This window comes from Mesorhizobium sp. (genome assembly GCF_024509055.1).
Lineage (GTDB): Bacteria > Pseudomonadota > Alphaproteobacteria > Rhizobiales > Rhizobiaceae > Mesorhizobium.
Window position 1 is genome coordinate 46,649 of record NZ_JANINM010000482.1, and the last position, 23,923, is coordinate 70,571.

Annotated in this window: 27 protein-coding genes and 1 riboswitch; of the genes, 15 read left to right on the top strand and 12 right to left on the bottom strand. The window is 64.3% G+C overall.

Annotated features, from left to right (window positions below; all coding sequences use genetic code 11):
• Positions 1 to 41: 41 nt before the first annotated feature.
• Genes Q0L57_RS28180 through Q0L57_RS28190 form a run of 3 tightly spaced genes read left to right on the top strand, consistent with a single transcriptional unit; the run spans position 42 to position 2,421 of the window.
• The gene (locus Q0L57_RS28180) at positions 42 to 833 is read left to right on the top strand and encodes a DUF3108 domain-containing protein (protein WP_296746355.1); all 792 of its coding nucleotides are present in this window, start codon (positions 42 to 44) and stop codon (positions 831 to 833) included.
• Between the two features lie 32 nt (positions 834 to 865).
• Entirely contained in the window at positions 866 to 1,753 is an 888-nt protein-coding gene (locus Q0L57_RS28185; RefSeq protein WP_296746356.1) for an EamA family transporter, read from the top strand.
• Positions 1,750 to 2,421: a lysoplasmalogenase gene (locus Q0L57_RS28190; RefSeq protein ID WP_296746357.1), complete on the top strand. Its 672-nt coding sequence runs from the start codon at positions 1,750 to 1,752 to the stop codon at positions 2,419 to 2,421. The genes Q0L57_RS28185 and Q0L57_RS28190 overlap by 4 nt, the downstream gene beginning before the upstream one ends.
• Here the strand turns inward: Q0L57_RS28190 and Q0L57_RS28195 are convergent.
• Together Q0L57_RS28195 and gloB are read right to left on the bottom strand one after the other, a co-directional pair.
• Positions 2,418 to 2,849: a cupin domain-containing protein gene (locus Q0L57_RS28195; RefSeq protein ID WP_296746358.1), complete on the bottom strand. Its 432-nt coding sequence runs from the start codon at positions 2,847 to 2,849 to the stop codon at positions 2,418 to 2,420. The genes Q0L57_RS28190 and Q0L57_RS28195 overlap by 4 nt on opposite strands.
• A gap of 49 nt (positions 2,850 to 2,898) precedes the next feature.
• Complete coding sequence (gene gloB, locus Q0L57_RS28200; RefSeq protein WP_296746359.1) at positions 2,899 to 3,666, bottom strand: hydroxyacylglutathione hydrolase; 768 nt, start codon at positions 3,664 to 3,666, stop codon at positions 2,899 to 2,901.
• Between the two features lie 236 nt (positions 3,667 to 3,902).
• Between gloB and Q0L57_RS28205 the strand changes: the two genes are divergently transcribed.
• A complete protein-coding gene (locus Q0L57_RS28205; protein WP_296746360.1) occupies positions 3,903 to 4,697 on the top strand; it encodes a methyltransferase domain-containing protein in 795 nt (264 codons plus the stop codon).
• 118 nt (positions 4,698 to 4,815) lie between these two features.
• Positions 4,816 to 6,669 (top strand): ABC transporter ATP-binding protein/permease, encoded by a 1,854-nt coding sequence (locus Q0L57_RS28210; protein WP_296746361.1) that lies wholly within the window; start codon positions 4,816 to 4,818, stop codon positions 6,667 to 6,669.
• A gap of 24 nt (positions 6,670 to 6,693) precedes the next feature.
• On the opposite strand, the gene Q0L57_RS28215 is transcribed toward Q0L57_RS28210, so the two are convergent.
• Positions 6,694 to 7,623: a glycosyltransferase family 2 protein gene (locus tag Q0L57_RS28215; RefSeq protein WP_296746362.1), complete on the bottom strand. Its 930-nt coding sequence runs from the start codon at positions 7,621 to 7,623 to the stop codon at positions 6,694 to 6,696.
• Positions 7,624 to 7,953: 330 nt separating this feature from the next.
• On the opposite strand from Q0L57_RS28215, the gene Q0L57_RS28220 reads away from it, so the two are divergent.
• Both Q0L57_RS28220 and Q0L57_RS28225 read left to right on the top strand, forming a co-directional pair.
• Positions 7,954 to 8,274: a DUF1330 domain-containing protein gene (locus tag Q0L57_RS28220; RefSeq protein WP_296746363.1), complete on the top strand. Its 321-nt coding sequence runs from the start codon at positions 7,954 to 7,956 to the stop codon at positions 8,272 to 8,274.
• A gap of 14 nt (positions 8,275 to 8,288) precedes the next feature.
• Positions 8,289 to 8,744, top strand: coding sequence for a macro domain-containing protein (locus Q0L57_RS28225; protein WP_296746364.1), 456 nt, complete (start codon positions 8,289 to 8,291; stop codon positions 8,742 to 8,744).
• A 1-nt stretch (position 8,745) separates the two neighbouring features.
• Here Q0L57_RS28225 and metW read toward each other — a convergent pair whose 3' ends face one another.
• Positions 8,746 to 9,363 carry a methionine biosynthesis protein MetW gene (gene metW / locus Q0L57_RS28230; protein WP_296746365.1) on the bottom strand — a complete coding sequence of 206 codons (618 nt, stop codon included), beginning with the start codon at positions 9,361 to 9,363 and terminating at the stop codon, positions 8,746 to 8,748.
• A gap of 34 nt (positions 9,364 to 9,397) precedes the next feature.
• A complete protein-coding gene (locus Q0L57_RS28235; RefSeq protein ID WP_296746366.1) occupies positions 9,398 to 10,567 on the bottom strand; it encodes a homoserine O-acetyltransferase in 1,170 nt (389 codons plus the stop codon).
• Positions 10,568 to 10,662: 95 nt separating this feature from the next.
• Positions 10,663 to 10,740: riboswitch (SAM riboswitch) on the bottom strand.
• Between the two features lie 138 nt (positions 10,741 to 10,878).
• On the opposite strand from Q0L57_RS28235, the gene hisC reads away from it, so the two are divergent.
• On the top strand, positions 10,879 to 11,982 hold the full coding sequence (hisC, locus tag Q0L57_RS28240) for a histidinol-phosphate transaminase (protein ID WP_296746367.1): 1,104 nt from the start codon (positions 10,879 to 10,881) through the stop codon (positions 11,980 to 11,982).
• A gap of 6 nt (positions 11,983 to 11,988) precedes the next feature.
• Positions 11,989 to 12,924 (top strand): prephenate/arogenate dehydrogenase family protein, encoded by a 936-nt coding sequence (locus Q0L57_RS28245; RefSeq protein ID WP_296746368.1) that lies wholly within the window; start codon positions 11,989 to 11,991, stop codon positions 12,922 to 12,924.
• A 351-nt stretch (positions 12,925 to 13,275) separates the two neighbouring features.
• Here the strand turns inward: Q0L57_RS28245 and Q0L57_RS28250 are convergent, their stop codons facing one another.
• A complete protein-coding gene (locus Q0L57_RS28250; RefSeq protein WP_296746407.1) occupies positions 13,276 to 14,211 on the bottom strand; it encodes a sugar kinase in 936 nt (311 codons plus the stop codon).
• Positions 14,212 to 14,218: 7 nt separating this feature from the next.
• Positions 14,219 to 15,217 (bottom strand): DUF2125 domain-containing protein, encoded by a 999-nt coding sequence (locus tag Q0L57_RS28255; RefSeq protein ID WP_296746369.1) that lies wholly within the window; start codon positions 15,215 to 15,217, stop codon positions 14,219 to 14,221.
• A 107-nt stretch (positions 15,218 to 15,324) separates the two neighbouring features.
• Between Q0L57_RS28255 and Q0L57_RS28260 the strand changes: the two genes are divergently transcribed.
• From Q0L57_RS28260 to Q0L57_RS28270, 3 genes are all read left to right on the top strand, one after another.
• Complete coding sequence (locus Q0L57_RS28260) at positions 15,325 to 15,861, top strand: gamma-glutamylcyclotransferase (protein WP_296746370.1); 537 nt, start codon at positions 15,325 to 15,327, stop codon at positions 15,859 to 15,861.
• Positions 15,862 to 15,982: 121 nt separating this feature from the next.
• A complete protein-coding gene (locus Q0L57_RS28265; protein ID WP_296746371.1) occupies positions 15,983 to 16,930 on the top strand; it encodes an aldo/keto reductase in 948 nt (315 codons plus the stop codon).
• Positions 16,931 to 17,116: 186 nt separating this feature from the next.
• On the top strand, positions 17,117 to 17,737 hold the full coding sequence (locus Q0L57_RS28270) for a LysE family translocator (RefSeq protein ID WP_296746372.1): 621 nt from the start codon (positions 17,117 to 17,119) through the stop codon (positions 17,735 to 17,737).
• 27 nt (positions 17,738 to 17,764) lie between these two features.
• Here the strand turns inward: Q0L57_RS28270 and Q0L57_RS28275 are convergent, their stop codons facing one another.
• Positions 17,765 to 18,559 carry a 1-acyl-sn-glycerol-3-phosphate acyltransferase gene (locus Q0L57_RS28275; protein WP_296746373.1) on the bottom strand — a complete coding sequence of 265 codons (795 nt, stop codon included), beginning with the start codon at positions 18,557 to 18,559 and terminating at the stop codon, positions 17,765 to 17,767.
• A gap of 85 nt (positions 18,560 to 18,644) precedes the next feature.
• Positions 18,645 to 19,547, bottom strand: a complete 903-nt coding sequence (locus Q0L57_RS28280) for a LysR family transcriptional regulator (RefSeq protein WP_296746374.1) — start codon at positions 19,545 to 19,547, stop codon at positions 18,645 to 18,647.
• A 103-nt stretch (positions 19,548 to 19,650) separates the two neighbouring features.
• On the opposite strand from Q0L57_RS28280, the gene Q0L57_RS28285 reads away from it, so the two are divergent.
• From Q0L57_RS28285 to Q0L57_RS28295, 3 genes are read left to right on the top strand one after another with little or no spacing between them, the layout of a single operon-like run.
• The gene (locus Q0L57_RS28285; RefSeq protein WP_296746375.1) at positions 19,651 to 20,202 is read left to right on the top strand and encodes a carboxymuconolactone decarboxylase family protein; all 552 of its coding nucleotides are present in this window, start codon (positions 19,651 to 19,653) and stop codon (positions 20,200 to 20,202) included.
• Between the two features lie 20 nt (positions 20,203 to 20,222).
• A complete protein-coding gene (locus Q0L57_RS28290) occupies positions 20,223 to 20,693 on the top strand; it encodes a DUF1348 family protein (RefSeq protein ID WP_296746376.1) in 471 nt (156 codons plus the stop codon).
• 11 nt (positions 20,694 to 20,704) lie between these two features.
• Positions 20,705 to 21,340, top strand: a complete 636-nt coding sequence (locus Q0L57_RS28295; RefSeq protein WP_296746377.1) for a pyridoxamine 5'-phosphate oxidase family protein — start codon at positions 20,705 to 20,707, stop codon at positions 21,338 to 21,340.
• Here Q0L57_RS28295 and Q0L57_RS28300 read toward each other — a convergent pair.
• From Q0L57_RS28300 to ftsE, 3 genes are all read right to left on the bottom strand, one after another.
• Positions 21,337 to 22,023: a YdcF family protein gene (locus Q0L57_RS28300; RefSeq protein ID WP_296746408.1), complete on the bottom strand. Its 687-nt coding sequence runs from the start codon at positions 22,021 to 22,023 to the stop codon at positions 21,337 to 21,339. The two genes, Q0L57_RS28295 and Q0L57_RS28300, sit on opposite strands and share 4 nt — an antisense overlap.
• A gap of 193 nt (positions 22,024 to 22,216) precedes the next feature.
• Positions 22,217 to 23,206, bottom strand: a complete 990-nt coding sequence (locus Q0L57_RS28305) for an ABC transporter permease (RefSeq protein ID WP_296746378.1) — start codon at positions 23,204 to 23,206, stop codon at positions 22,217 to 22,219.
• Entirely contained in the window at positions 23,199 to 23,858 is a 660-nt protein-coding gene (ftsE, locus tag Q0L57_RS28310; RefSeq protein ID WP_296746379.1) for a cell division ATP-binding protein FtsE, read from the bottom strand. Before ftsE ends, Q0L57_RS28305 begins: the two co-directional genes overlap by 8 nt.
• Positions 23,859 to 23,923: the final 65 nt, after the last annotated feature.

Below are 23,923 nucleotides of genomic sequence, written 5' to 3' on the forward strand. Positions count from 1 at the left end.
CCACAATTTCCCGCCGACGAACCAAGGATTCGCCGCCCGCCATGCTTCGCCCGTCCCATGTAGTCGCCATTTTGCTCGCCGTCGCCACGCCGGCCACAAGCTTTGCCGCGTCCAGCCCGCAATCCTTCAAGGGCGAGTATACGGTATCCTTCCTCGGCCTCTCGATTGCGCGGTCGACCTTCTCCAGCCGCTACGAGAACGGCGTCTACTCGATCGACGGCAGCGTCTCGGCTGCGGGTCTCGCCAAGCTGTTCGACGACACGCGTGGGACGATCTCGTCCAAGGGCACGATCTCAGGCCAGAAAATGGTGCCGCAGGCGTTCCGCGCCGACTATACTTCCGGCAAGAAAGCGTCGCTGGTGGACATCCGTTTCGGCAATGGCGACGTCACTTCGACCAAGGTCGTTCCAGCACCGGAAAAGCGCGATCCCAAGTCGTGGGTGCCGCTTGGCGCCGGCGACCTGAAGTCGGTGCTCGATCCGATGGCGGCGACAGTCATCTACGCCGACAGTCTCGACAAGGTCTGCGGGCGAACGGTCAAGCTCTATGACGGCGAGATGCGCGCCAACCTTAGACTCACCTACGCCTCGAAAGGCTCGATCTCGGTGCCAGGCTACAAGGGCGACACCGTGACCTGCCGGATGGGCTTCGAGCCGGTCGCCGGATACCGAAAGGGCCGCAAGGCGCTGGAGTATCTGACGAAAAAGAGCAAGATGATGGTGACATTTGCGCCGCTCGGCAAATCCGGCGTATATGCGCCGATCCACGCCACGGTCGGGACGCAGATCGGTCCGCTGACCATCAGCGCGAGACGGTTCGAAGCAGTCGACTAGACCAGGCGCGGTGGCGCGCCGCCGGGGGAATTATGGGGCGCGCAACACTGATCGGATTCTCGGCGGTCGCCATGTGGTCGCTGCTTGCGCTGCTCACCAATGCGTCGGGGCAGGTGCCGCCATTTCTTCTGTCTGCCATCACCTTCGCCATCGGCACCTGCGTCGGGCTTGCCGCCCGGCTGGTGATGCCGGCACCCGACAGGAGCCAGAAAATTCCGCCGCAGGTGTGGGTGATCGGCATTGCCGGCCTGTTCGGCTACCATTTCTTCTACTTCACCGCCCTGCGCAACGCGCCGGCCGTCGAGGCCAGCCTGATCGCCTATCTGTGGCCGCTGCTCATCGTGCTAGGCTCGGCGTTGATGCCGGGCGAGCGGCTCGCCTGGAACCATGTCGTCGGCGCGCTGCTCGGGCTCGCCGGCACGTTCCTCATCGTCACCAAGGGCGGTGGGCTTGCCTTCGACGCGCGCTATGCCTTTGGCTATGCGATGGCGGCCGTCTGCGCGGTGGTGTGGTCGTCCTATTCGCTCCTGTCGCGGCGCTTCCCGTCGGTGCCGACGACTATCGTCACCTGGTTCTGCGCGGCGACATCGGTCCTGTCGCTGATTTGCCATTTCCTGCTGGAGAAGACCGTGTTGCCTGATGGCCCCGGACAGTGGCTGGCGGTGGTCGGGCTGGGGCTGATGCCGGTGGGCGCCGCCTTCTACGCCTGGGATATCGGCGTCAAGCGCGGCAACATCCAGGTGCTGGGCGCGGCAAGCTATGCCGCGCCGCTGCTGTCGACGCTGGTGCTGATCGCGGCGGGCGTCGCCGAACCGTCGCTGCGCATCCTGGCGGCCTGCGTGCTCATCACAGGCGGAGCCGTGCTTGCCGCCAAGTCGTTGCTGCTGAGGAAGCCGGCAACCGGCGGAGCCGGCGCATGATGCCGTTTGCGGGCGGCATCGAGGCCAATCCAAATGCCACGCTTTTGTTTTCGGTCGCCGCGGCGGCGATCTATGCCCTGGCGCTCGAACTGTCGCCGCGGCTCGCCCGTTCGGCCGCTAAAACACTGGCCGTCGCCTTGCTAGCGGCGCTGGCTTTCATGCAGGGCGGGCCGTCGCTGCTCGTCGCGGCGCTTGCCCTCAGCGCTGTAGGCGACGCGTTCCTGTCGCGCGACGGCGAAAAGGCCTTTCTCGGCGGCCTCGCCAGCTTCCTTGCCGCGCATATCGTTTTTGTCGTTCTGTTCGCGAAGACCGGCAATGGACTGGCGTTGCTGGTCAGCGAGCCGTGGCGTGCCGTGCTCGCGCTGGTGATGGCCGCGTTCGCCATCGTCATGCTCACCACCCTCTGGCGCCGCGTCGAAATGCAACTGCGTGTTCCAATCGCCGTCTATGTCGCGGCGATCCTCGCCATGGGCATCTCGGCGCTCACGACCAGCAATCTGTGGGTCATTGCCGGCGCCTTGCTGTTCATGGCCTCGGACGGGCTGCTGGCGGCGGAGCGGTTCCTGCTTGCCGCCGCCTCGCCGGGCCGCGTCTGGATGCGCTATGCGGTCTGGGTGCTGTACTACGCCGCGCAGCTGGCGATCACGCTGGGCTTCCTGCTGGGTTAAGCGGTTCTCGGTTGCCAACCCGGCTCGGCCAGCTCGAAGGCGGCGAAATCGAAGCCCGGCGCCACCGTGCACCCGACCAGCGTCCATTCGCCAAGGCTGCGCGCCGATTGCCACCTGCCGGCCGGCACGACGAGCTGCGGTCGCTCGCCGGCGGCGAGTGCGGGGCCGAGGACCTGTTCGGTGACGGCTTGGCTTGCCTCCTCATGCATCGACAGCGCGAGCGGCGCGCCGGCATAGAAATGCCAGACTTCGGCTGCGTCCCTAACCCGATGCCAGGCTGAAAGCTGGCCTTTTTCGAGCAGGAAATAGATCGCGGTCGAGTGACCGCGGGCACCTCCCGAATCGTCGCGGAAGGTCTCGGCATACCAGCCGCCTTCCGGGTGCGGCTCAAGCCCGAGCATCGCGATGATTTCGGCGGCACTGGTCATTGGCGGTCTTTTTCTTGGAGCGTGCCGTTGTCCGAAACCGCGACATGCATCAGAAATTGTCCTTGCGCTTGCGGATTTCGGCGAAGACCTCGGCGTCGCTGGCCTTTTCCATGCCGAGATGCTTGCGGATCGCCGGATCGTGCCAGCGCAGAAACGGATTGGTCGACAGTTCCTCGCCGATCGTGGTCGGCAGCGTCGGCTTGTTGTCGCGACGCAACGCCTCGATCCTGGCAGCGCGCTGTTTCAGCGCCGAATTGGTGGGATCGACCGTCAGCGCGAAGCGCGCGTTGGCCAAAGTGTATTCATGGCCGCAATGGATCGCGGTTTCGGCCGGAAGGGCCACCAGCTTCTTGAGCGACTCGTACATCACCGGGGGCTTGCATTCGAACAGCCGGCCGCAGCCCAAGGCAAACAGCGTATCTGCGGTGAAGGCCACTTTCGAGGTCGGCAGGTGGTAGGAGACATGGCCTGCAGTGTGACCGGGCGTCTCGATGACCTCGATGCTTTCCTCGCCAAGTCGCAGGGCCGAGCCTTCCTTCACCGTCTGGTCGATGCCGGGGATCTTCGCCTTCTCGGCCTCCGGCCCGACGATGCGCAGCTTGAAGCGCTCCTTCAGTGCCAGATTGGCCTCGACGTGGTCGGCATGGTGGTGCGTGGTGAGGATCAGGGTCGGCTTCCAGCCAGTGCGCTCGATCGCTGCCAGAATTGGCGCTTCTTCGGGAGCATCGATGATCGCAGTCTGGCCGCTTCTGGGATCGTGGACCAGCACGCCGAAATTGTCGGTGCGGCACATGAACTGTTCGATTTCGACCGGCATGGCGTGTCTCTCCATCAGAGCGCCGTGCGTCCCTGTGGACGCACAAGAGGATTCTCTTACACTTCTTGCCTGCTGCTCGTGCTTTGCGAAATCGAAACCGATTTCGGGCCGATGCAGGAGTCGCCGCAGACATAGGGCGGCCCGCCGCCGATGTCATCGGCCTTTGTCGAACTTGGCACTTTGTTGAACTTGGCCCTTTGTTGAACTTGGCATGCATCGCAGCTACCGTCCCGCGCATGCATTCCGATATCGTCGATCTCCGTTCCTTCTATTCGACCACGCTCGGGCGCCTGGCCGAGCGCTCCATCACAATGGCGTTGTCGTCGATTTGGGCAAGTGTTCCCAACGAACGGCTGGTGGGCCTCGGCTACACCTTGCCGTGGCTGGAACGGTTCGGCACCGATGCCGAGCGCGTCTTCGCCTTCATGCCGGCGACGCAAGGCGCCGTGGTGTGGCCTGCCGCCGGGCCGGCGGCAACCGCATTGGTTTTCGATGAGGAGCTGCCGCTGGTCGATTCCTGTATCGACCGTATGCTGCTCGTGCATTCGCTCGAGCATGCCGAGAATCCGCGTGAGACGTTGAACGAGATCTGGCGGGTGCTGTCGCCGGCGGGCCGCGTCGTCATCGTCGTGCCCAATCGGCGCGGTGTCTGGGCGCGCTTCGAGCATACGCCCTTCGGCAATGGCCGGCCGTTCTCGCGCGGCCAGCTCACGGAGTTGCTGCGCGAGGCGAACTTCACCCCGGCGGCATGGTCGGACGCGCTGTTCTTTCCGCCATCGCCGCGACGCTTCATGATGCAATTCCACAACGTGCTGGAGAGGGCTGGCCGGCGATTCTGGCCGATCTTTTCCGGCGTCATCGTGGTCGAGGCGCAGAAGCGGCTCTACCAGGGCGTGCCGGTCGCGCAACGCGCGTCACGCCGTGTCTTCGTCCCGGTCTTCTCGCCGCAGGGCGCGACGCGGCTCGGGCGCAAGGTCGCCGATGCGATGCCTGGGGACAAGCCGATGCGATGCCTGGGGACAAGCGGGTGACGCGTTCGTGATCGGGGCCAAACCTTGCGTCGCATGGCAATCGTCCCCCTATCTCAGGGACGGTTTTGCGGCGTGGCAGCGGCGCTCATGACCACTCGCGCAAGCAGGGAAACCGCCGATGGCTGATCAAATGGATGGCAAGCCCGCCGCCGAAACAGCGGCCGTCTCGATCGAGACCAGCAGTCTTTCCGACCAGCTGACGGCGATCCGGCTGGCGTTGAAGACTTCGCCGGTTCGCATGCCGCTGATGTGGGTGTCCGTCGGAATTGTCATCGTCATCATCGCGACCTCCGTTGGGCAGGTGCTGCTCAACAGCTGGAACCAGCCGTTCTACGACGCGCTGGCGCGTCGCGACCTGGCCGGCTTCATGCACCAGCTGATGGTCTTTGCCATGATTGCCGGGAGCCTGCTTGTGCTCAATGTCGGCCAGACCTGGCTCAACCAGACGATACGGCTGAAATTGCGCGAGGCGCTGACGCTCGACCTCATCGACGAATGGATGCGGCCGGCTCGCGCTTTCCGGCTCACCCATGCCGGCGCCATCGGTGTCAATCCCGATCAGCGCATGCAGCAGGATGCCGCGCATCTGTCGGATCTATCGACCGATCTCGGCGTCGGCCTGCTGCAATCCTTCATCCTCTTGGTGTCCTTCATCGGCGTGCTCTGGCAGCTCTCCTCCGGCTTCGTCTTCCATGTCGGCGGCTATTCGTTCGCGATACCCGGCTACATGGTGTGGGCGGCGCTCCTCTATGCCGGCATTGCGTCCTGGCTGAGCTGGCTGGTCGGGCGATCGCTGATCCGCTTCAACAGCGATCGCTATACGCGCGAGGCCGAGCTGCGCTCCTCAATGGTGCGCGTCAACGAGAACATCGATGCCATCGCGCTCGCTCACGGAGAGCCCGATGCCAGGCGGCAGCTCAATCTCGACCTCGGCACCGTGCTCGACGCCATGCGGCGCATCTACAGCGCCCAGATCAACCTCTCCTGGGTCACCGACGGCTATGGCTGGATCACCGTGGTGGCGCCGATCCTGGTCGCCGCTCCGGTCTATTTCGCGGGCGACATCAGCTTCGGCGGATTGATGATGGCTGTCGGCGCGTTCAACCAGGTGAACACCTCGCTGCGCTGGTTCATCAACAATATCGGCGCCATAGCCGACTGGCGGGCGACGTTGATGCGCGTTGCCGATTTCCGCATCGCGCTCGGCGAAACCGACATCCTGCACGACAAGGAAAAACGCATCGAGTTCGGCGAGAATGCGGACGGCAAGCTGACATTCGAGAAGCTCGAGGTCGCATCTCCCGATGGCTGCACCAGGTTGGCCGAGACGGATGCCGAGATCCATGCCGGCGAGCGTGTGATGATCACCGGCGACCCGCGCGCCGGCAAGACGCTGTTCTTCCGCGCGATTGCCGGCCTGTGGCCATGGGGAAGCGGCCGCATCGGCCTGCCTGCCGGGCAGAAGCCGTTCTTCGTGCCGCGCACGCCTTATTTTCCGCTCGGCACGTTGCGCGACGCGCTCAACCATGCGGAAGGCGCCAAGATCGACGACGCCGACATCAAGGCGGTGCTGGCAGAAGTCGGTCTCGAAAGGCTAACGGCGCAGCTCGACCGCTCGGCGCGCTGGGAGCACGAGCTGGTGGATGAGGAGCAACGCCTGCTGGCCTTCGCCCGGCTGGCGCTGAGGAAGCCTGAGTGGGTGATCATCGACGAGGCGCTGGATACGTTCGATGGCGCGACGTTGCGGCGGGTGCTTTCGATGCTGCAGGCGCGGCTGCCGGACGCCGCCATCCTCAACATCGGGCGTGGCCTGCACAACAACCAGTTCTTCCCGCGAGCGCTCACCATCGTCAAGGACAGCGGCGGATCGTCACTCAAGCCAGCGCGCTTCCGGGCCGGCGCGATCGAACCGCCACCGCACGTCGTTCGGCGCAGGAACGGCCGCGCTCCGAGCCATCAGGTATCCGGATAGGCTCGCCGGCGGGAATTTTCGCTATCAGACGGGACGGGCGCCGTAATTCCGGCGGAACTCGTCATAGATGCCGCGGCGCCAGCGCCGGCCAACCACGTAGCCACGCAAAAGTTCCGGCAGCGAGTAGCCAAGCACCTCCGAAGACTTGTTGGCCCGGTAGCCGGAAAAAGCCTGCGGCCACCTTCCCTTGATGGTGTCGGCGATGATCTGGCGCGCGATCATGTAGGGCGGAACATCGGGATAGTGATCGGCGATATAGGGATGCTTGCCGATTAGGTTGGCATAGGCCTCGACATAGCCGTCGCGGCGGCGCGAGATCGAGTTTTCGGTATTGTACTTCTCCCAATCGATATCCTCGGACAGCAAGGCGCCGCTGCGGTGAGCGAGGCGCAGCAGAAGCTCGCGGTCCTGCATCCGGGTGACGTCGCTGTCATACCCGCCAATGGCGAGCAGCGACTCGTAGCGTGCGGTTATCGCCGAGCCGGCGATGAAAATTGTCTGCGAGATAAGGGCGCGCAGCAGCACGCTCTTGTCGAGAAATGCCTCGCGGTTGACGCATCGCGTGCAGCGACTGCCCTTCGTCGAAACGAACGAACTGATGAGCACTTCAAGCGAAGGATTCTGGTCGAAGCGCGCCAATGTCCGCTCCAACCGCTCGGGCAGGTAGACATCGTCCGAATCTAGGAAGGTGACGATCGGCGCCCGCGCGCGCTCGATGCCGGCATTGCGCGCGGCGTTGGCGCCCCGCCATTTCGCGCCGACATAGATCAGCCGCGGGTCGCGGATCTGGGCAAGCGCCTGAGCCGTTCCGTCAGTCGAGCCATCGTCGACCACGATATGCTCGAATTGGGTAAGTGTCTGGGCCAGCACGCTTTCGACGGCGCGCACCACCTGGCTGCGCCGGTTGTGGGTCGGAGTGACAACGGAGATGAGCGGAACCGTATCAGCCGGCATATGGCTTCGCCGTGTCCGGAACCTGAAATATGGCTGGCTGGATTCCCCGCCGATCGTTTTGCATGTCCGCCCCCCGGAATGTGCATCGTTAACGGTACCAGAAAGCGGGTTTCACTGTCACGCCGCGCAGGTCGACGCGTCTTGGGGAACTGCCGGTTTTCCCGCCAGGCGCGATCTGATTGCAACACTGCCAGCACGGTCGATATGCCCCGCTATATCGATCACGACGCTCTTCGATGACTTTTGAGGTAATCGACCGGGATACTTCACGACGGCATACCTGCTCCGGTGAAGCCAATTTGTCGGCTTCGGTCAATCGAGGAGCAGATCATGACCGCCTACGCCGTTGCCCATATGCGCCATGCCACGCCAGGCCCGTGGATGGCCGACTATCTCGGAAGGATCGACGCGACATTGACGCCGTTCGGGGGGCGTTTCGTCGTCCATGGCGGCGCCGTGGAAGTGGTCGAGAACGACTGGCCGGGACACCTCATCGTCATAGAATTCCCGGACAGGCAGCATGTGCGCGGCTGGTACGATTCGCCCGCCTATCAGGCGATCCTCAAATTGCGCACCGATAATTCGGACTCCGACGTGATCTTCGTTGACGGCGTCGAGTATCCTCACAAGGCTACGGATGTGCTGGACTGATTGAGGGGGGCGCGATGCGGACGATTGACGGGGACCTGTTGCAATTCGCACTCGATGGCGAGTTCGACGCGATCGTGCAGGGCTGCAATTGCCAGTGCGCGATGGGCAAAGGCATCGCGCTTTCGATAAAGCAGCGGTTTCCCGAAGCCTATGCCGCGGACCTCGCGACCGTGAAGGGTGATCGGTCCAAGCTCGGCAGCATCTCGGTGGCGGAAATCCTGCGCGGGCATCGAACCTTCTGCGTCGTTAACGGCTACACCCAGCTTCACTACCAAGGCTCGGGCATGAAGGCCGACTACGCGGCCATTCGCAACGTCATGAAGGCCGTCAAGGCTGGTTTTGCCGGCCGGCGCATCGGCTACCCGAGGATCGGCGCCGGTCTGGCGGGCGGCGACTGGACGATCATCGCCGCGATCATCGATGAAGAGCTCGACGGCGAGGATCACACGCTGGTCGAGTACAGACCGTAGGTCAGCCTCGCTTCAGCAGGAAGACCGCCTGCTGGCCGAAGAAATTCCAGAACCACCAGGGCATCGACAGGCCGATCTTCTGGCCATTGGCGTCGAGCGCGGTCGCCTTCTCGACGGTAGCGCCGAGTTCCTCGCACAGGTTGACGAAGTCGCGGATGGTGCAGAAGTGGATGTTGGGTGTGTCGTACCAGGAATAGGGGAGGTCCTTGGTGACCGGCATCCGCCCCTTGATCAGCAGCGAGAAGCGCACGCGCCAGTGGCCGAAATTGGGGAAGGAGACGATGGCGCGGTTGCCGATCCGGAGCAGTTCGTCGAGCACCAGCTTCGGGTTGCGGGTCGCCTGCAGCGTCTGCGAGAGCACGACGAAGTCGAAGCCCCTGTCAGGATAGAATTCGAGGTCCTTGTCGGCATCGCCCTGGATCACGGAGAGGCCGCGCGCCACGCATTCGTTGACGCCGCGCTGCGAGAGTTCCAGGCCGCGGCCGTCGACCTGCTTGGTCTCCTGCAAAAGTTCCAGCAGCAGCCCGTCGCCCGAGCCGACATCGAGCACGCGCGAATGCGCGGGGATGAGATCGGTCACGACCTCCAGGTCGACGCGCTGCGCGCGGTTGACGCTCATCGATGAACCTCCGGCCTGTAATGTTGTGGCCCGCTCATGCGCCCAGCCCCCTTGCCCGCGCCGCCGAGGCGATGAAGCCGTTGATGGCCGCGAACAATTCCGGTTCGTCGAGCAGGAAGGCGTCGTGGCCGCGATCGGTCTCGATCTCGACGAAGGAGACGGAGGCGCCGGCGGCGTTCAGCGCATGGACGATCGAGCGGCTCTCCTCGGTCGGGAACAGCCAGTCGCTGGTGAAGGATACCAGGCAGAAGCGCGTCTTCGTGTTGGCGAAGGCATCGGCCAACCGCCCGCCATGGTCGGCGGCAAGGTCGAAATAGTCCATCGCCCGGGTCAGATAGAGGTAGGAATTGGCGTCGAAGCGGTCGACGAAGGTCATGCCCTGGTGGCGCAGATAGCTCTCGATCTGGAAATCGGCGTCGAAACCGAAGGTCAGCGCCTCCCGATCCTGCAGGTTGCGGCCGAACTTGCGGTGCAGCGCAGCTTCCGAGAGATAGGTGATGTGGGCGGCCATGCGCGCGACGGCGAGGCCCTTTTCCGGCCGCTTGCCGAAATCGAGATACTTCCCGCCGTGCCAGTCCGGATCGGCCATGACGGCCTGGCGTCCGACCTCGTGGAAGGCGATGTTCTGCGAGGAATGGCGGGCGCCGGTGGCGATCGGCAGCACCGAGAAGACGCGGTCCGAGTGGCTGGAGGCCCATTCCAGCACCTGCATGCCGCCCATCGAGCCGCCAAGCACGCAAAACAGTTTCTCGATGCCGAAATGATCGACCAGCATCGATTGCGCGCGCACCATGTCGCGGATGGTGATGATCGGCAGGTCGAGCCCGTAAGGTTTGCCGGTCGCCGGATTGGTGGAGGCCGGGCCGGTGGAGCCGAGGCAGCCGCCGATGACGTTGGAGCAGATGACGAAGAAGCGGTTGGTGTCGATGATCTTGCCGGGGCCGATCAGCACCTCCCACCAGCCGGGCTTGCCCGTCACCGGATTGGTGCTGGCGACATGCTGGTCGCCGGTCAGCGCATGGCAGACGAGGATGGCGTTGGAACGCGCCTCGTTGAGGGCGCCGTAGGTCTGGTAAGCGATCTGGAAGGGCGACAGCAGCGTGCCGGCGTCGAGCTTCAGCGGCTTGTCGGGGCCGAAATGCAGCACAGGGCTCGACGGGTTGTCGGCCTCGTTGTTGGTCCTTGCAGCGCGCTGAGCGGCCATAGCAGTCCTCATCCCTGCCGCATCGTCTTGCCTTCGATGCGGTGTCCGGCCGGCGGCGGACAATAAAAAACCGGCAATGCCATTGCAAAGCCGGTTACAGGATGCAAACGGCCCTTTAGCGAGTTGTTTAACGTGGCTGCAAGCCGACCGGCCAAATCACCACGGGAATTCCATTCTAGTTCTAGGACCAGCGCGGCGCTTCGTCAACGCCTGGCATCCCTGGCGTAACCGCCACCTCTCGACATTCGGGGCCACGGCTTGTATTCCCGCTGCGGCTTCCGCACAGGGGGCCTTTTCGACGGATTTGCGACATGAAGCAGGATCAGGCACGTCCAACGCCACGCGCAGGCATCATGGACATCGAGGCCTATGTGCCCGGCAAGAGCACGGCGCCCGCCGGCGTAACGAAGGTCTACAAGCTGTCGTCCAACGAGAATCCGCTCGGGCCTTCGCCAAAGGCAATCGAGGCCGCGCGCGAGGTGGCGGCGAAGCTGGATGTCTATCCCGACGGCACGGCCCGCCGGCTGCGCGAGGCGATCGCCGAGGTGCATGGCCTCAACCCGGCTAACATCATCTGCTCCAACGGCTCCGACGAGATTCTTGGCCTGTTGGCGCAGACCTATCTGGCGCCTGGCGACGAGGCGGTATTCACCGAACACGCCTTCATGGTCTACAAGATCTACATCCAGGCGGCGGGAGCCAAGCCTGTGGTGGTCAAGGAAACCGACGAGCGCGCCGATGTCGACGCGGTCCTAGCGGCCGTGACGCTAAAGACCCGTATCGTCTTCCTCGCCAACCCTAACAACCCGACCGGCACCTACCTGCCGTTCAGCGAGGTCCGCCGCCTGCATGCCGGCCTGCCGAAGAACGTGCTGCTGGTGCTCGATGCGGCTTACGCCGAATATGTGCGCCGCAACGATTACGAAGCCGGCATCGAGCTCGCCGGAAGCGCGGAGAACGTGGTGATGACGCGCACCTTCTCCAAGCTCGGCCTGGGCGGCGCCCGCGTCGGCTGGATGTACGGTCCGGCCCACATCGTCGATGCCATCAACCGCGTGCGTGGCCCGTTCAACGTCAATGCGACGGCGATCGAAGCCGGCATTGCCTCGATCCGCGATCGCGCCCACCTCGAGCGCAGCGTGCTGCACAACGAAAGGTGGCTGGCCTGGGTTAGCGCCGAACTGACCGTGCTTGGACTGCGCGTGACGCCCAGCGTCGGCAATTTCGTGCTGATCCATTTTCACGACGACAAGAAGCACTCTGCTGCTGCCGCCGACGATTATCTCAGCCAGCGCGGTTATATCCTGCGGCGCGTCACCGGTTACGGCTTCCCCAACGCCCTGCGCATGAGCATCGGCACCGAAGAAGCCAATCGCGGCGTCGTCGAGGCGCTGACTACATTCCTGAAAAGCTAGATCACCATGGCATCACCGATGTTCGAAAAGATCGCGCTGATAGGCATCGGCCTGATCGGCTCGTCGCTTGCCCGCGTCATCCGTCGCGAGGGGCTCGCGCGCCATATCGCCATCGCGACGCGCAGCAAATCTACGCTCGCGCGGGCCGAGGAACTTGGGCTTGGCGATTCCTACACCACGGACGCGCAGGAAGCGGTGCGCGACGCCGACCTGGTTATCGTCTCGGTGCCGGTCGGATCGTCCGGCGAGGTCGCCGCCGAGATCGCGCCGGCGCTGAAAAAGGGCGCCATCCTCACCGATGTCGGCTCGACCAAGGCATCGGTGATCGCGCAGATGCAGCCACATGTGCCGGAGGGCGTGCATTTCATCCCCGGCCATCCGCTGGCCGGCACGGAAAAATCCGGCCCCGATGCCGGCTTCGCCGATCTCTTCGACAACCGCTGGTGCATCTTCACGCCGGTGCCAGGCACCGATCCCGAGGCGCTGGAAAAGCTTTCGGAATTCTGGCGGCGCTGCGGCTCGAACATCGACACGATGGACCCGCAGCATCACGACATGACGCTGGCGATCGTCTCGCACTTGCCGCATATCATCGCCTACAACATCGTCGGCACAGCCGACGACCTGGAAGCGGTGACCAAGACCGAAGTCATCAAATATTCCGCTTCCGGCTTTCGCGACTTCACCCGACTGGCGGCATCGGATCCGACGATGTGGCGGGACGTTTGCCTGCATAACAAAGACGCGATCCTGGAGATGCTGGCACGGTTCTCGGAGGATCTCGCCTCGTTGCAGCGGGCGATCCGCTGGGGCGACGGCGAAAAGCTGTTCGACCTCTTCACCCGCACCCGCGCCATCCGCCGCTCGATCATCGAGGCCGGCCAGGACATCGACGTGCCGGACTTTGGCCGCCAGGCGGTCGAGCATCCGGCCAAGCCTTAGGCTTCCGCACCCGGATTTCGATCGGTCGGCAAATGTCTGCAGCTGAAGGTGGTATATCTTCGAGATTGGCCGAAACGCCCACTCGGTCGTCATTCTCGGGCTTGACCCGAGAATCCATTCCGTGACGTTCGACATAGGGTGCAACGGCGCAAATTCTGTAACCGCTGCAACGGCTTAGCGTCACGGCATGGATCCTAGGGTCTGCGCGCGTCGCTTCGCTCCTTGCTCCGCCCTAGGATGACGAGAGGGGCAGAGTTTCCGCCTCGCAGAGTTGGCACCGATCTCACGGCAAGGATGGTGAAGTCTGCCCGCGGACAAACGGCAATCCTTCAAAATCCGTGTGTCGAGGAACTACGCTTCTTGGGATGACGGCCAGTGAGCCGCCATCATCGCCAGCGTCTCGGCCCGGTCCGGCGCGCCGAGCCGGCCGCCGAAACGCAGGCATTTGAGCGCGGCGGCGGCGCTGGCGAAGCGTATCGCCTGTTCCGGCGGCATCGCCTCTGCAAGGCCGACCGCGAAGGCGCCGTGGAAGACGTCGCCGGCGGCGAGCGTATCCACCGCCTTGATCTTCGGCGCCCCGACATGGCGTACGCGACCTGCTGCCTTGTCGTGCCACCAGGTTCCGGCGGCGCCACCCGTCACCGCGACGAAGGCGTCGGTGCGGGAGGCGAGATCGGCGCAGGCGCTTTCCGGATCCAGCGCATGGCCGCAGACGATGCGCGCGGCCGGTTCCGAAGCGACGATATGCGAAGCCAGGGGCAGCAGCCGTTCCAGAACCTCGATCGGCGCTGTGTCGGCGTCGAGGATTGCATGGCGACCCACGTCCCTGGCGGCGCTCAAGGCGAGCGCCGCCGCGCCCGGCCAGCGCACATCGACCAGTACGGCGTCGAAGGCGGAAAGGTTGGCGAGCGGCAACTCCTCTGGGTCTGCCTGAGCCTTTCTGTCGTAGAACGGCACGATGATGCGCTCGCCATGCTGATCAACGAGGATCGCGGCCAGTGCCGACCGCGCGCCGGCGACGCGACGGATGAGACTGCAGTCGATGCCTTCTGCCTGAATCTCCGCCACCAGCTGGTCGCCGACCTGATCGTCGCCCGCGCTCGCCCAAAGCGACACTTGGGCGCCAAGGCGATGCGCTGCACATGCGGCGCTCGTCGCCATGCCGGAGGCGATCTGGACGCCGTCGCTGGCGATGAACTTGCCTTGATGGGCGGGAAGCGTCTCGACGCGAAGTATCGTATCGAGGGTGAACGCGCCGACGCTGAGCAGTCTGACCGGCTCCCCCATCGTGGCACTACTCAAGCGGCTTGATCTTGCCCAGCGGGATGAAGCCGAGCGAGGCCTTGCTCTTGACGATCTTGAGCGGCAGCGACGGTTCGCTGCCGAGCATGGCAATGCCGGCAAAGCCTTGCTCGATCTCGCTCTTGTGTTCGGGAATAGCCCCGCCAAGGATGGCGGCCACGGCTTTGGGATCCTTGAGCTTGATCGTCAGGCTGGCATCGATCAGGCCGTCTGCATCGATCGAGATCGGTCCCGAGACGGTAATGCGCGCCGTCCCGGACGACACGACGAGACTGGCGATGTCGACGGACTGACCGCGCAGGCTTTTGGGAGGAGCCGCGACCAGGGCGACGCCGTTCTTCAACGTCAGTTCGCCGCTTCCGTCCATTGCTGGCAAAACGCGCCCGCCAATGGCATCCGCGTTGATCTCGAGGTCGCCGAAGCTGCCGGTATAGTTGATATCCGCGCCGATCGGCCGCAACTGTCCAGCCGCCTTGCCGGCACTGAACAATTGTATCGGGTCGGTATCGTCGGCCGGGTCAGTTTGGCCGGAAAGGCCCTCGGCCTGCAGCGAAACGCTTCTTGGCAGCGGCCACGACACTTTGACGTTGGCATGCAACTGGTCCCAGTCGATGAAGAGCGGCGGCATGCCGGGCGCCATCGTCCTCAGCGGGCCGCGCAATTCGGCACTCGGCGACAGAGGCCCGGTGATGTCCGCGACGGCGTTGAGGCTGCCGCTGGAGGCGGCGATTTTCTTGGCGTCGTCCTCGTATGCGATGTTGTCGCAGGAGACGGCGAAGCTCAGCGGATAGCCGCTCACGGTCATGTTGGCGCAGCCGGCCGCGATGCCCTTGGCGCCAAGCGTGGCAACAGCCTGGTCCGCCTCGGTCTTCAGGCGATTGGCCAGATAGAACCAGCCGGCGCTGTATATGGCGAACAGCACGACAAGGAAGGCCGCAAGCCAGAACAGCCGGCGGCGAAAGTTCGGCGATCGCTCGTCACTTGACGTCATGCTGCGGCTCTCGTTAACCCCTCGTGCGGTGACGAATAACAGGCGGGGACAGAAGAAGCACCTTGCCCGTGCGGTATCGTCACTCGAATACGATCAGGCTTGGCGATATGGGCGATTTTTGGGTTTTTGGCTATGGGTCGCTCATCTGGCGTCCGGGATTCGCGCATGTCGAGACGCGGCGCGCGCGTCTTTACGGCTATCGCCGCTCGCTCTGCGTCTATTCATTCGTCCATCGCGGCACGCGCGAGCGCCCGGGGCTGGTGCTTGGTCTCGACCTGGGCGGCTCCTGCATTGGCCTGGCCTTTCGCGTGCCCGGCGAATTGCGCGACGAGGTGCTTTCCTATCTGCGCGAGCGCGAGTTGGTGACCAGTGTCTATCTCGAACGCACGCTCGAAGTCAGGCTCGATAAGAATGGCGCAGGGGAGGGCAGCACCGTCGAGGCGGTCGCCTACATCGTCGACCGAGAGCATGAACAATATGCCGGCGCGCTCGACACCGGCCACGCGGCGGCAGTCGTGCGCGGCGCGGTCGGCCAGTCCGGAAAGAACGAGGATTATGTCGAAAGCACGCTTGAGCACCTGAAGGCGCTGGGCATTCGCGACCATTGGCTGGAAGAGGTGGCGAGGCAGGTAGCGCCCGCGTGACGGCCTGGTCCGATCAAAAAGCAAAACCATGCCTTTGACCTCGGCGGGGCAAGACCTAGCTTAGCGACAGCCCCGACGCTTAGGGCCTCGAGCAACCATCCCAGCCACACGGAGATCAGTCTTGCAGAAACGCCGTCTCGGTCGCACCGACCTTTCCATCGCGCCGCTGGTTCTGGGCGGCAACGTCTTCGGCTGGACCGCCGACGAGAAGACATCGTTCGACCTGCTCGACCGTTTTGTCGGGGCCGGCTTGAACGCCATCGACACGGCCGACGCTTACTCGCGCTGGGTTCCCGGCAACAAGGGCGGCGAATCCGAGACCATCATCGGCAACTGGATGAAAAGCCGCGGCAACCGCGACAAAGTCGTGGTCATCACCAAGGTCGGTTCCGACATGGGGCAGGGCAAGCGGGATCTGTCGGCCCCTTACATCGAAAAGGCGGTCGATCAATCGCTGAAGCGGCTGCAGACCGATGTCATCGACCTCTATTTGTCGCACTGGCCGGATCCGGCTACGCCCTATGAGGAAACGCTTGGCGCTTATCAGCGCCTGCTGGAGAAGGGCAAGATCCGCTATCCGGGCTGCTCGAATCTCGATGTCGGGCAATTGCGCGCGGCGCTCGATGTCGCCAGCCTGCGCAGCCTGCCGCGTTATGAGGTGCTGCAGCCGGAATACAATTTGTACGATCGTTCCTCGCTCGACGGTCCGCTGCTCGACCTTTGCAAGGCGGAGGATCTCGGCGTCATCACCTATTTCAGCCTGGCGAAGGGTTTCCTGAGCGGCAAGTACCGCGCCAAGGCCGATCTGGGTCAGAGCGCGCGCGGCGAAGGCGTGGCCGGCTATCTCAACGAGCGCGGCATGCGCATCCTCTCTGCGCTGGACGCGGTCGCCGAACGCCATTCGGCCAAGCAGGCGGAGGTGGCGTTGGCCTGGATCATCGCGCGGCCAGGCGTCACCGCGCCGATCGCCAGCGCCACCACGCCGGCCCAGATGGAGAGCCTGATCCGGGCTGCTTCGCTCAAGCTTTCGGCCGACGATATAGGAGCGCTCGACCGCGCCAGCGCCTGAGGCGAGTTCATCTTCGGGTGGGGCCGGCTTGCAAAGGCCTGCTTCCTGCGCGTCCGGTGCTTACGTACTTTATGTACGCTCCGCTCCGGTTCTCGGAAGCAGCTCGCGCACAATCGTCCAATACCGCCATCGCGATCTGCCGTAACTCTAACTCCTGCCGCATCAGGCGGGAGATGGAAGTACGAGATGGTTGCAGGCGTTTTGACCGAGGCGCAGCCCTGGCAGCAATTGCTGGCGCTCATCGTGGCGGCAACCGTCGTCATGGGCAGCCCGGGGCCATCGACTGTGAGTGTCACCGCCGTTGGGGCGGCATTCGGGCTGCGTTCCTCGTTGGGTTACGCGTCAGGGCTTGTGGTTGGAACGATCGCCGTGCTCCTGGTCGTGGCGGCCGGTATCGTCGGCATGCTCGCTTCGCTGCCGGGGCTGGCCAAGGTTCTGACGATCCTCTCGGCCGCCTATATCCTCTATCTGGCGTTCAAAATCGCGACCGCGCCGCCGCTGGCCGAAAGCGCAAGGCAGGCGGCGCGTCCGACCTTCACCGGCGGCCTCATGCTCGCGGTCGCGAATCCAAAGGCCTATGTGGCGATCGCCGCAGTCTTTGCCGGCGCTTCTTCGCAAGCGGATGCGTTGGGTGGTTCGGCCAAGCTGCTGGTGCTGACAGGGATGATCGTTGTCATCCATGCGGCGTGGCTGCTTGCCGGAACGGCCTTCGCCCGGTTCCTGCGTCATCCGCGGGCGTCACGGATCATCAACCTTGTGTTTGCCGCAACGCTGGTGCTGACGACTGCCTGGGCGGCGCTGCCGTAGCCTTCTTTCGGGAATTGCGTAAAGCGGTCAGCTCTTGGCTGTAACGCCGAGTTCCGCCAGGCGCTTCACCGCCGTCGGCGGCATGGGCGGCGGGTTCGGTCCCTGCGCGGCTTCGACAAGCATCTGGTCGCAGGCGGCTTCGGTCTCGCCGATCAGGCGCCGCATGAACTCCTCCTTGCCGAGGCCGGGCGGAATCGGCGGCAGGAAGCGAGCCTTGATGGTGCCGGGATAGCGCATGAACTTGCGGCGCGGCCAGTAGAGGCCGGCGACATGAGCGACCGGCACCACGGGGACGCCCAATTGCGCATAGATCTCCACGATGCCGTATTTGTAGGAAGGCTCGGCCCCCGGCGGGCGGCGCGTGCCTTCGGGATAGATGATCAGCTGCCGCGGATTGCGATCCATCTCCTGCCGGGTCGCCGTGACGACCGCCTTGAGCGCCTTTGAACGGCTGCCGCGATCGACCGGGATCATGCGCATCTTCATGATGTACCAGCCGAAGAAGGGGATCCATGTCAGTTCGCGCTTCAGGATGTACAGCGCGTCGTCGAGATAGGGAAAGAAGGCGATCGCGTCCCAGAAGGACTGGTGCTTCGGCGCCAGGATGAAGGAGCCTTCTGGTAGGTTCTCCAGTCCGGTGATCTCGTTCTTCGTGCCGGTAATCTTGTCGTAGAGCCACATCGAGGTGCGCGACCAGAATTTCGGCACGAACCAGGCGCGGTGGCGCGGCGACAGGAAATAATACGGCGTCCAGAAGATCATCTGGACGATCAGGCTGAGATAGAAGGCGAGATTGAACGCCAGCGAACGGACATAGAGCATGCGGGAAGGAGCCCGGTGTGGAAGTGTGCGTTGGTTACACCAAGCGGGGCCAAAATGGAAACGGCCCTGCTGTCGAATCCGGCCGCTACAGCGACCGTGCCAACCGCTCCTTCAGGCGGGGCGCTGCGAAATCGAGGAAGGCCCGCAGCTTCACCGGCAAGCGGCCCTGGCCGGTATGCACGAGGCTCACCGGCCAGGGCGGCGGCTCGAACGCGTCCAGGACCACGCTGAGCTTGCCGTCGCGCACCGCAGCGTCGGCTTGATAGGACAGCACCTTCGTCAAGCCGAGACCGGCCACCGCCGCGTCGATGGCCGCCTCGGCGGTGTTGACCTGCAGCCGTGACCGTACGGGGACCACGGTCTCGCTCTTGCCGATGACGAAACTCCATGCCGCCGGGGCGGCGAGCCCCTCGAAGGTGATGCAGTCGCGGCCGGCAATCTCTTCCGGCCGGGCCGGCGTCCCGTGCCTGGCAAAATAGCCGGGGCTCGCGCAGGTGATGCGGCGGATGGAGCCTACCCGGGTCGCGACCATGGCCGAGTCCGGCAGCTCGCCGATGCGTACAGCAAGATCGATATGCTCATCGACCAACTGGGTGATCCGGTCCGACAGCGTCAAGCGGATGTCGACATCCGGATAGGCGGCGAGGAAGCCGGTGACAATCGGGAGCACATGCAGCCGGCCGAAGACGACCGGCGCCGTGACGGCAAGCTCCCCGGTCGGACTTATGTATTCGCCCGCGGCGGCGCGCTCGGCTTCGCTGACCTCGCTCAGTATGCGTCGGCAGGCGACGAGATAGGCTTCGCCCGCGTCGGTCAGGGTAAGGCGGCGCGTCGAACGGTTGAGCAGGCGGGTCCTGAGATGCTTCTCCAGATCCGATAACCTGCGGCTGACGGTCGCCAGCGGCATGCCCAGACGTCGCGACGCGGCGGAAAGGCTGCCGGCCTCCACCGTGCCGGCGAACAGGGACATGGCGTCGAGGCGATCCATTACTCTTCCGGAAAATGGAAGGATGAATTGCGAATATGCCGTCTACCGATTCGAAATGGAAGGGTGCATTTGTCTCCTGGTCGTCTAACCAAAGGAGTTCGTAATGCCCCGCATCCACACGCCCGAGACCATTGCCGCCGCGCCGGAAGCTTCGCAGCCGTTGCTCAAGGGTGTCGAGAAGCAGCTTGGCGTCGTGCCCAATCTGTTTCGGCTGGTTTCCAACAGCCCTGCGGCCCTGGAAGGGTATCTTGCCATGTCGGCGGCGCTGGCGAAGGGCCGCCTGCCTGCCGCGACAAGAGAGCGTATCGCCTTGGCCGTGGCCGAGATCAATGGCTGCAGCTACTGCCTCTCCGCTCACACCTATCTTGGCAAGGCCCTGGCTCGTCTGGACGACGCCGAGATTGCCGCCGCCCGGGATGGAAGTTCCAATGACGGCAAGGCCGCGGTGGCTGTCCGCTTCGCGGCGAAGGTTGCCCGCGAGCGTGGCCGTGTCGGCGAAGCGGACCTCGAGGCGTTGAGGCGCGCCGGTTATGACGATGCACAGATCATCGAGATCGTGCAGCATGTCGCCCTCAATGTCTGGACCAATTATATCAACGAGATTGCGGGAACGGAGGTAGACTTCCCGGTAGTCCAGGCGCGTCAGGCCGCGTGATTCAACGGAGCAGGATGCCGATGTCCGAAGATCGTCCGCCACTTCCACCATTTACCGCCGAGACCGCGGCCCAGAAGGCACGCTTAGCCGAGGATGCGTGGAATTCGCGCGATCCGGCGCGCGTCGCCCTCGCCTATACGGCGGATAGCCGGTGGCGAAACCGCGCTGAATTTCTGCAGGGCCGGGAGGCGATCCAGGCCTTTCTCACGCGCAAATGGGCGCGTGAAATCGACTATCGGCTCATCAAGGAGTTTTGGTCTTTCCACGGCAATCGGATAGCCGTCCGTTTTGCCTATGAATGGCACGACGACAGCGGTTCCTGGTTTCGCAGCTATGGCAATGAGAACTGGGAGTTCGACGCTCACGGGCTGATGCGCATTCGTATCGCCAGCATCAATGACCTGCCGATCCGAGAAGCGGACCGCAAATATTTCTGGCCACTCGGTCGCAGGCCGGATGACCATCCCTCGCTTTCGGAGCTCGGCCTCTAGAGGACGCTGCCATGAATGTCCGTGCCTTCACCAGCGATGTCGCCTTCACGCCGACCGTCAAGGCGATCCAGGCGCGCAAGGGGTCGCGAGAGGCCTACTCACGCGTGGAGCAGCGCGGCGGCTGGCGGGAGACGATCACGCCGGACGTCGCGGCCTTCATCGAGGCGCAGACCAGCGTGTTCCTGGCAACGGCCAATGGCGAGGGGCAGCCCTATATCCAGCATCGCGGCGGCCCGGCCGGCTTCCTCAAGGTGCTCGACGAGCACACGATCGGTTTCGCCGATTTCTCGGGCAACCGGCAGTTCATCACCCAGGGCAATCTCGAGGACAATGACCAGGCTTTCCTGTTCCTGATCGACTACGTGCTGCGGCAGCGCATCAAGATCTGGGGCAGGGCGCGCGTCGTCGAGGACGATCCGTCGCTGACGGCGCAGCTGATGCCGGCGAACTACAAGGCGCGGTCGGAGCAGGCGATCCTGTTCACCGTCTCGGCCTGGGACGCCAATTGTCCGCAGCACATCCCGCAGCGTTTCGAGGCGGCGGACGTGGCCGCGGCGCTTGCCGAGCGCGACCGCCGCATCGAACGTCTGGAACAGGAGATCGTCCGCCTGCGCGGCGATGCCGGCAAGGCGCCGAGGGAAGGCTAGTTCTTCGCCGGGGAGGCCTCGGCCAGCGTCATGCGTTCGCTGGTCGGCCGAATCGGCAGGATGCCGCGCGCCAGCGCCAGCAGGTATTTGCTGTATTCGGTGAGCAGCACGCGCAGCGCCTCCGGCTTGGTCAGCCAGCTGCCATTGCCGAGGTTGGTGTTGACGACCGGATAGGGCTCGAGCCTTGCGCCATGCAGCAGCCGGCCCATCTCGAGCAGGCTGCGCGGCATGTGATAATTGTTGGTGACGAGGATGATGCTGCCATAGGCGTGGCGTTCCACCCATTTGGCGCTTTCCTCGGCATTGCCGATCGTGTCGAGCGCGGCACGGTCGATATCGACGCAGCAGGAGAACAGCTGTTTGTCGCCGCCCATCGCCACCTGCAGCTGGTGGCGGCTGGCCGACGGATGGACGCCGCTGATCAACAGCCGTTCGCCCTTGCCGGAGGCCAGAAGGTCCATCGCCGCATCGAGCCGCGACTGGCCGCCTGTGAGCACGATGATGGCATCGGCCTTCGCCGGATCGACGGGTGTCGTCATGTGGCTGACCTTGTCGGCAAACCACCCGAAGCCGCCGGCAAAAAGCGCCAGCAGGGCCAGCAAGGCGAAACAGCAGACACGAAGCGCGAACCTGAGACGACCGGACCTGACGGGCGCAGCGGCGCATGCAAGCGCCACTGGCATCCGTCCAGCCGTCCCGGTCGAGTCCCGCGCGTCCATCATCCTATGGTTAATCCTGAAACGCGGCCTTTGATAGATGAAAAGGCGCACATTGCGTTACGGCAGGTGCGCAGCCTGTGATCGCTGCCTTGCATGAGCATTACGCTTTTCAAGACCCGGCTTCCTTTTTGTCGAGCGGTATCCAGCCATTGCATGTTCAGCCTGAATCCGGCTGGCGGACATCGATATCGCTCAGATAGGCGACGACGGTGGCATGCGAGGTTGCCGCCGTCAGCGCGCCGATCACCACCACCATCAGGCCGACGCCGAGGTAGCCGGCCGAGCCGATGGCGAAATTGCCAAACAGCGCCGTCGCCTGGTCGGCTTGAGGCGTCGCCATGTTGCGCGACGACCACCAGGAGAAGACGATGAACACGGCAATTGCGGCGGCACCGCCCGCGGCGGCGCCCTTCATGCCGGTGACCAGGAAATGCCAGCGGAACTCGCGCGCGATGAAACGCGCCTCGGCGCCGACGAAATGCAGGACTTCGATGATGTGGCCATTGCCGGCCATGGCGCCGCGCGTGGCGAACACCACCGTCAGCACGGTCGCCGACAGGATCAGCGCCAGAACGGCGAAGCCGATCGTGACCGTCGTGTGCCCCATGACCACGAGGCGGTCGACCCAGGTACGGTGATCGTCGAGCGCGGCGCTCGGCAGCTTCGGCGTGATCGCGGCGCGCATGGCCGCGAAATCCGGCGGATTGGCCTCGTCTATGGTCACGATGACGAGCCTGGGCACCGGCAGTTCATCGATGTTGAGGCCGGTGCCCAGCCACGGCTCCAGCAGGCGCGCCGTCGCATCGCGGTCGATGATCTTCGTTGCCTTCACGCCGGGGAACTCGCTGGCGATCTGCGAGGCCTGGGCAAGAGCCGCGTCCATGTCGAGGCCCTCCGCCGGCTTGATCTGGATCGTCGCCTCGCGCGAGATCTGGTTCTCCCACACCGAAGCGGTGTCGCGCACCAGCGTCACGGCGCCGAAGGTCAGGCAGGACAGGAAGGTCATGATGGCAATGACCAGCACCATCGCCCGGCCGGCGATGTTCTGCGCCGGGACGATCGGCGCCATGCGGCGTTGGACGCGCCGGACGGGCGCCGTGGTCTCGTCGGCTTCGTCGTGCATTTGATCGGCCGGAATGTCAGTCATAAACGTCCAGCCTTCCGCCGGCCAGAATCATGCGTCGCGCATCCACCTGCTCCATCAGGCCGAGGTCGTGGGTGGCGATCACCACCGCGGTGCCCAGCCGGTTCAGCTCGATGAAGAGCCTGAGCAGCCGCCGCGCGAGCGGCGGGTCGACATTGCCGGTCGGCTCGTCGGCAAGCAGGATCTCCGGCTGCTCGATCAAGGCGCGGGCGATCGCCGCGCGCTGCTTCTCGCCGCCGGACAGCACCGGCGGCAGCACATGCATGCGATCGCCAAGGCCGACCCATTTCAGCAACTCGGTGACGTCGGTGCGGTAGCTTGCTTCCTCGCGCCCGCGCACGCGCAGGGGCAGCGCGACGTTCTCGTAGGTGGTCATGTGGTCGAGCAGGCGGAAATCCTGGAAGACCACGCCGATGCGGCGTCTCAGCAGCGGCAGCTCGCCGCGCGAGATGCGCGAGCGATCCTTGCCGAAGATGGTGATGAGGCCGCGCGTCGGCTTCAACGACATGAACAGCAGGCGCAGCAAGGTCGTCTTGCCGGCGCCCGAGGGGCCGCTCAGGAACTGAAAGGAGCGCTCCGGAATGTCCAGCGAGATGTCGCGGAGGATTTCCGGACCCATGCCATAGCGGAGGCCGACATTTTCGAAGCGGATCACGTTTGGCGACCTGAAGTTTCCGGCGGCGTCCCGCCTGCCTGTTCTCTGTCACGACCATCGGCCGG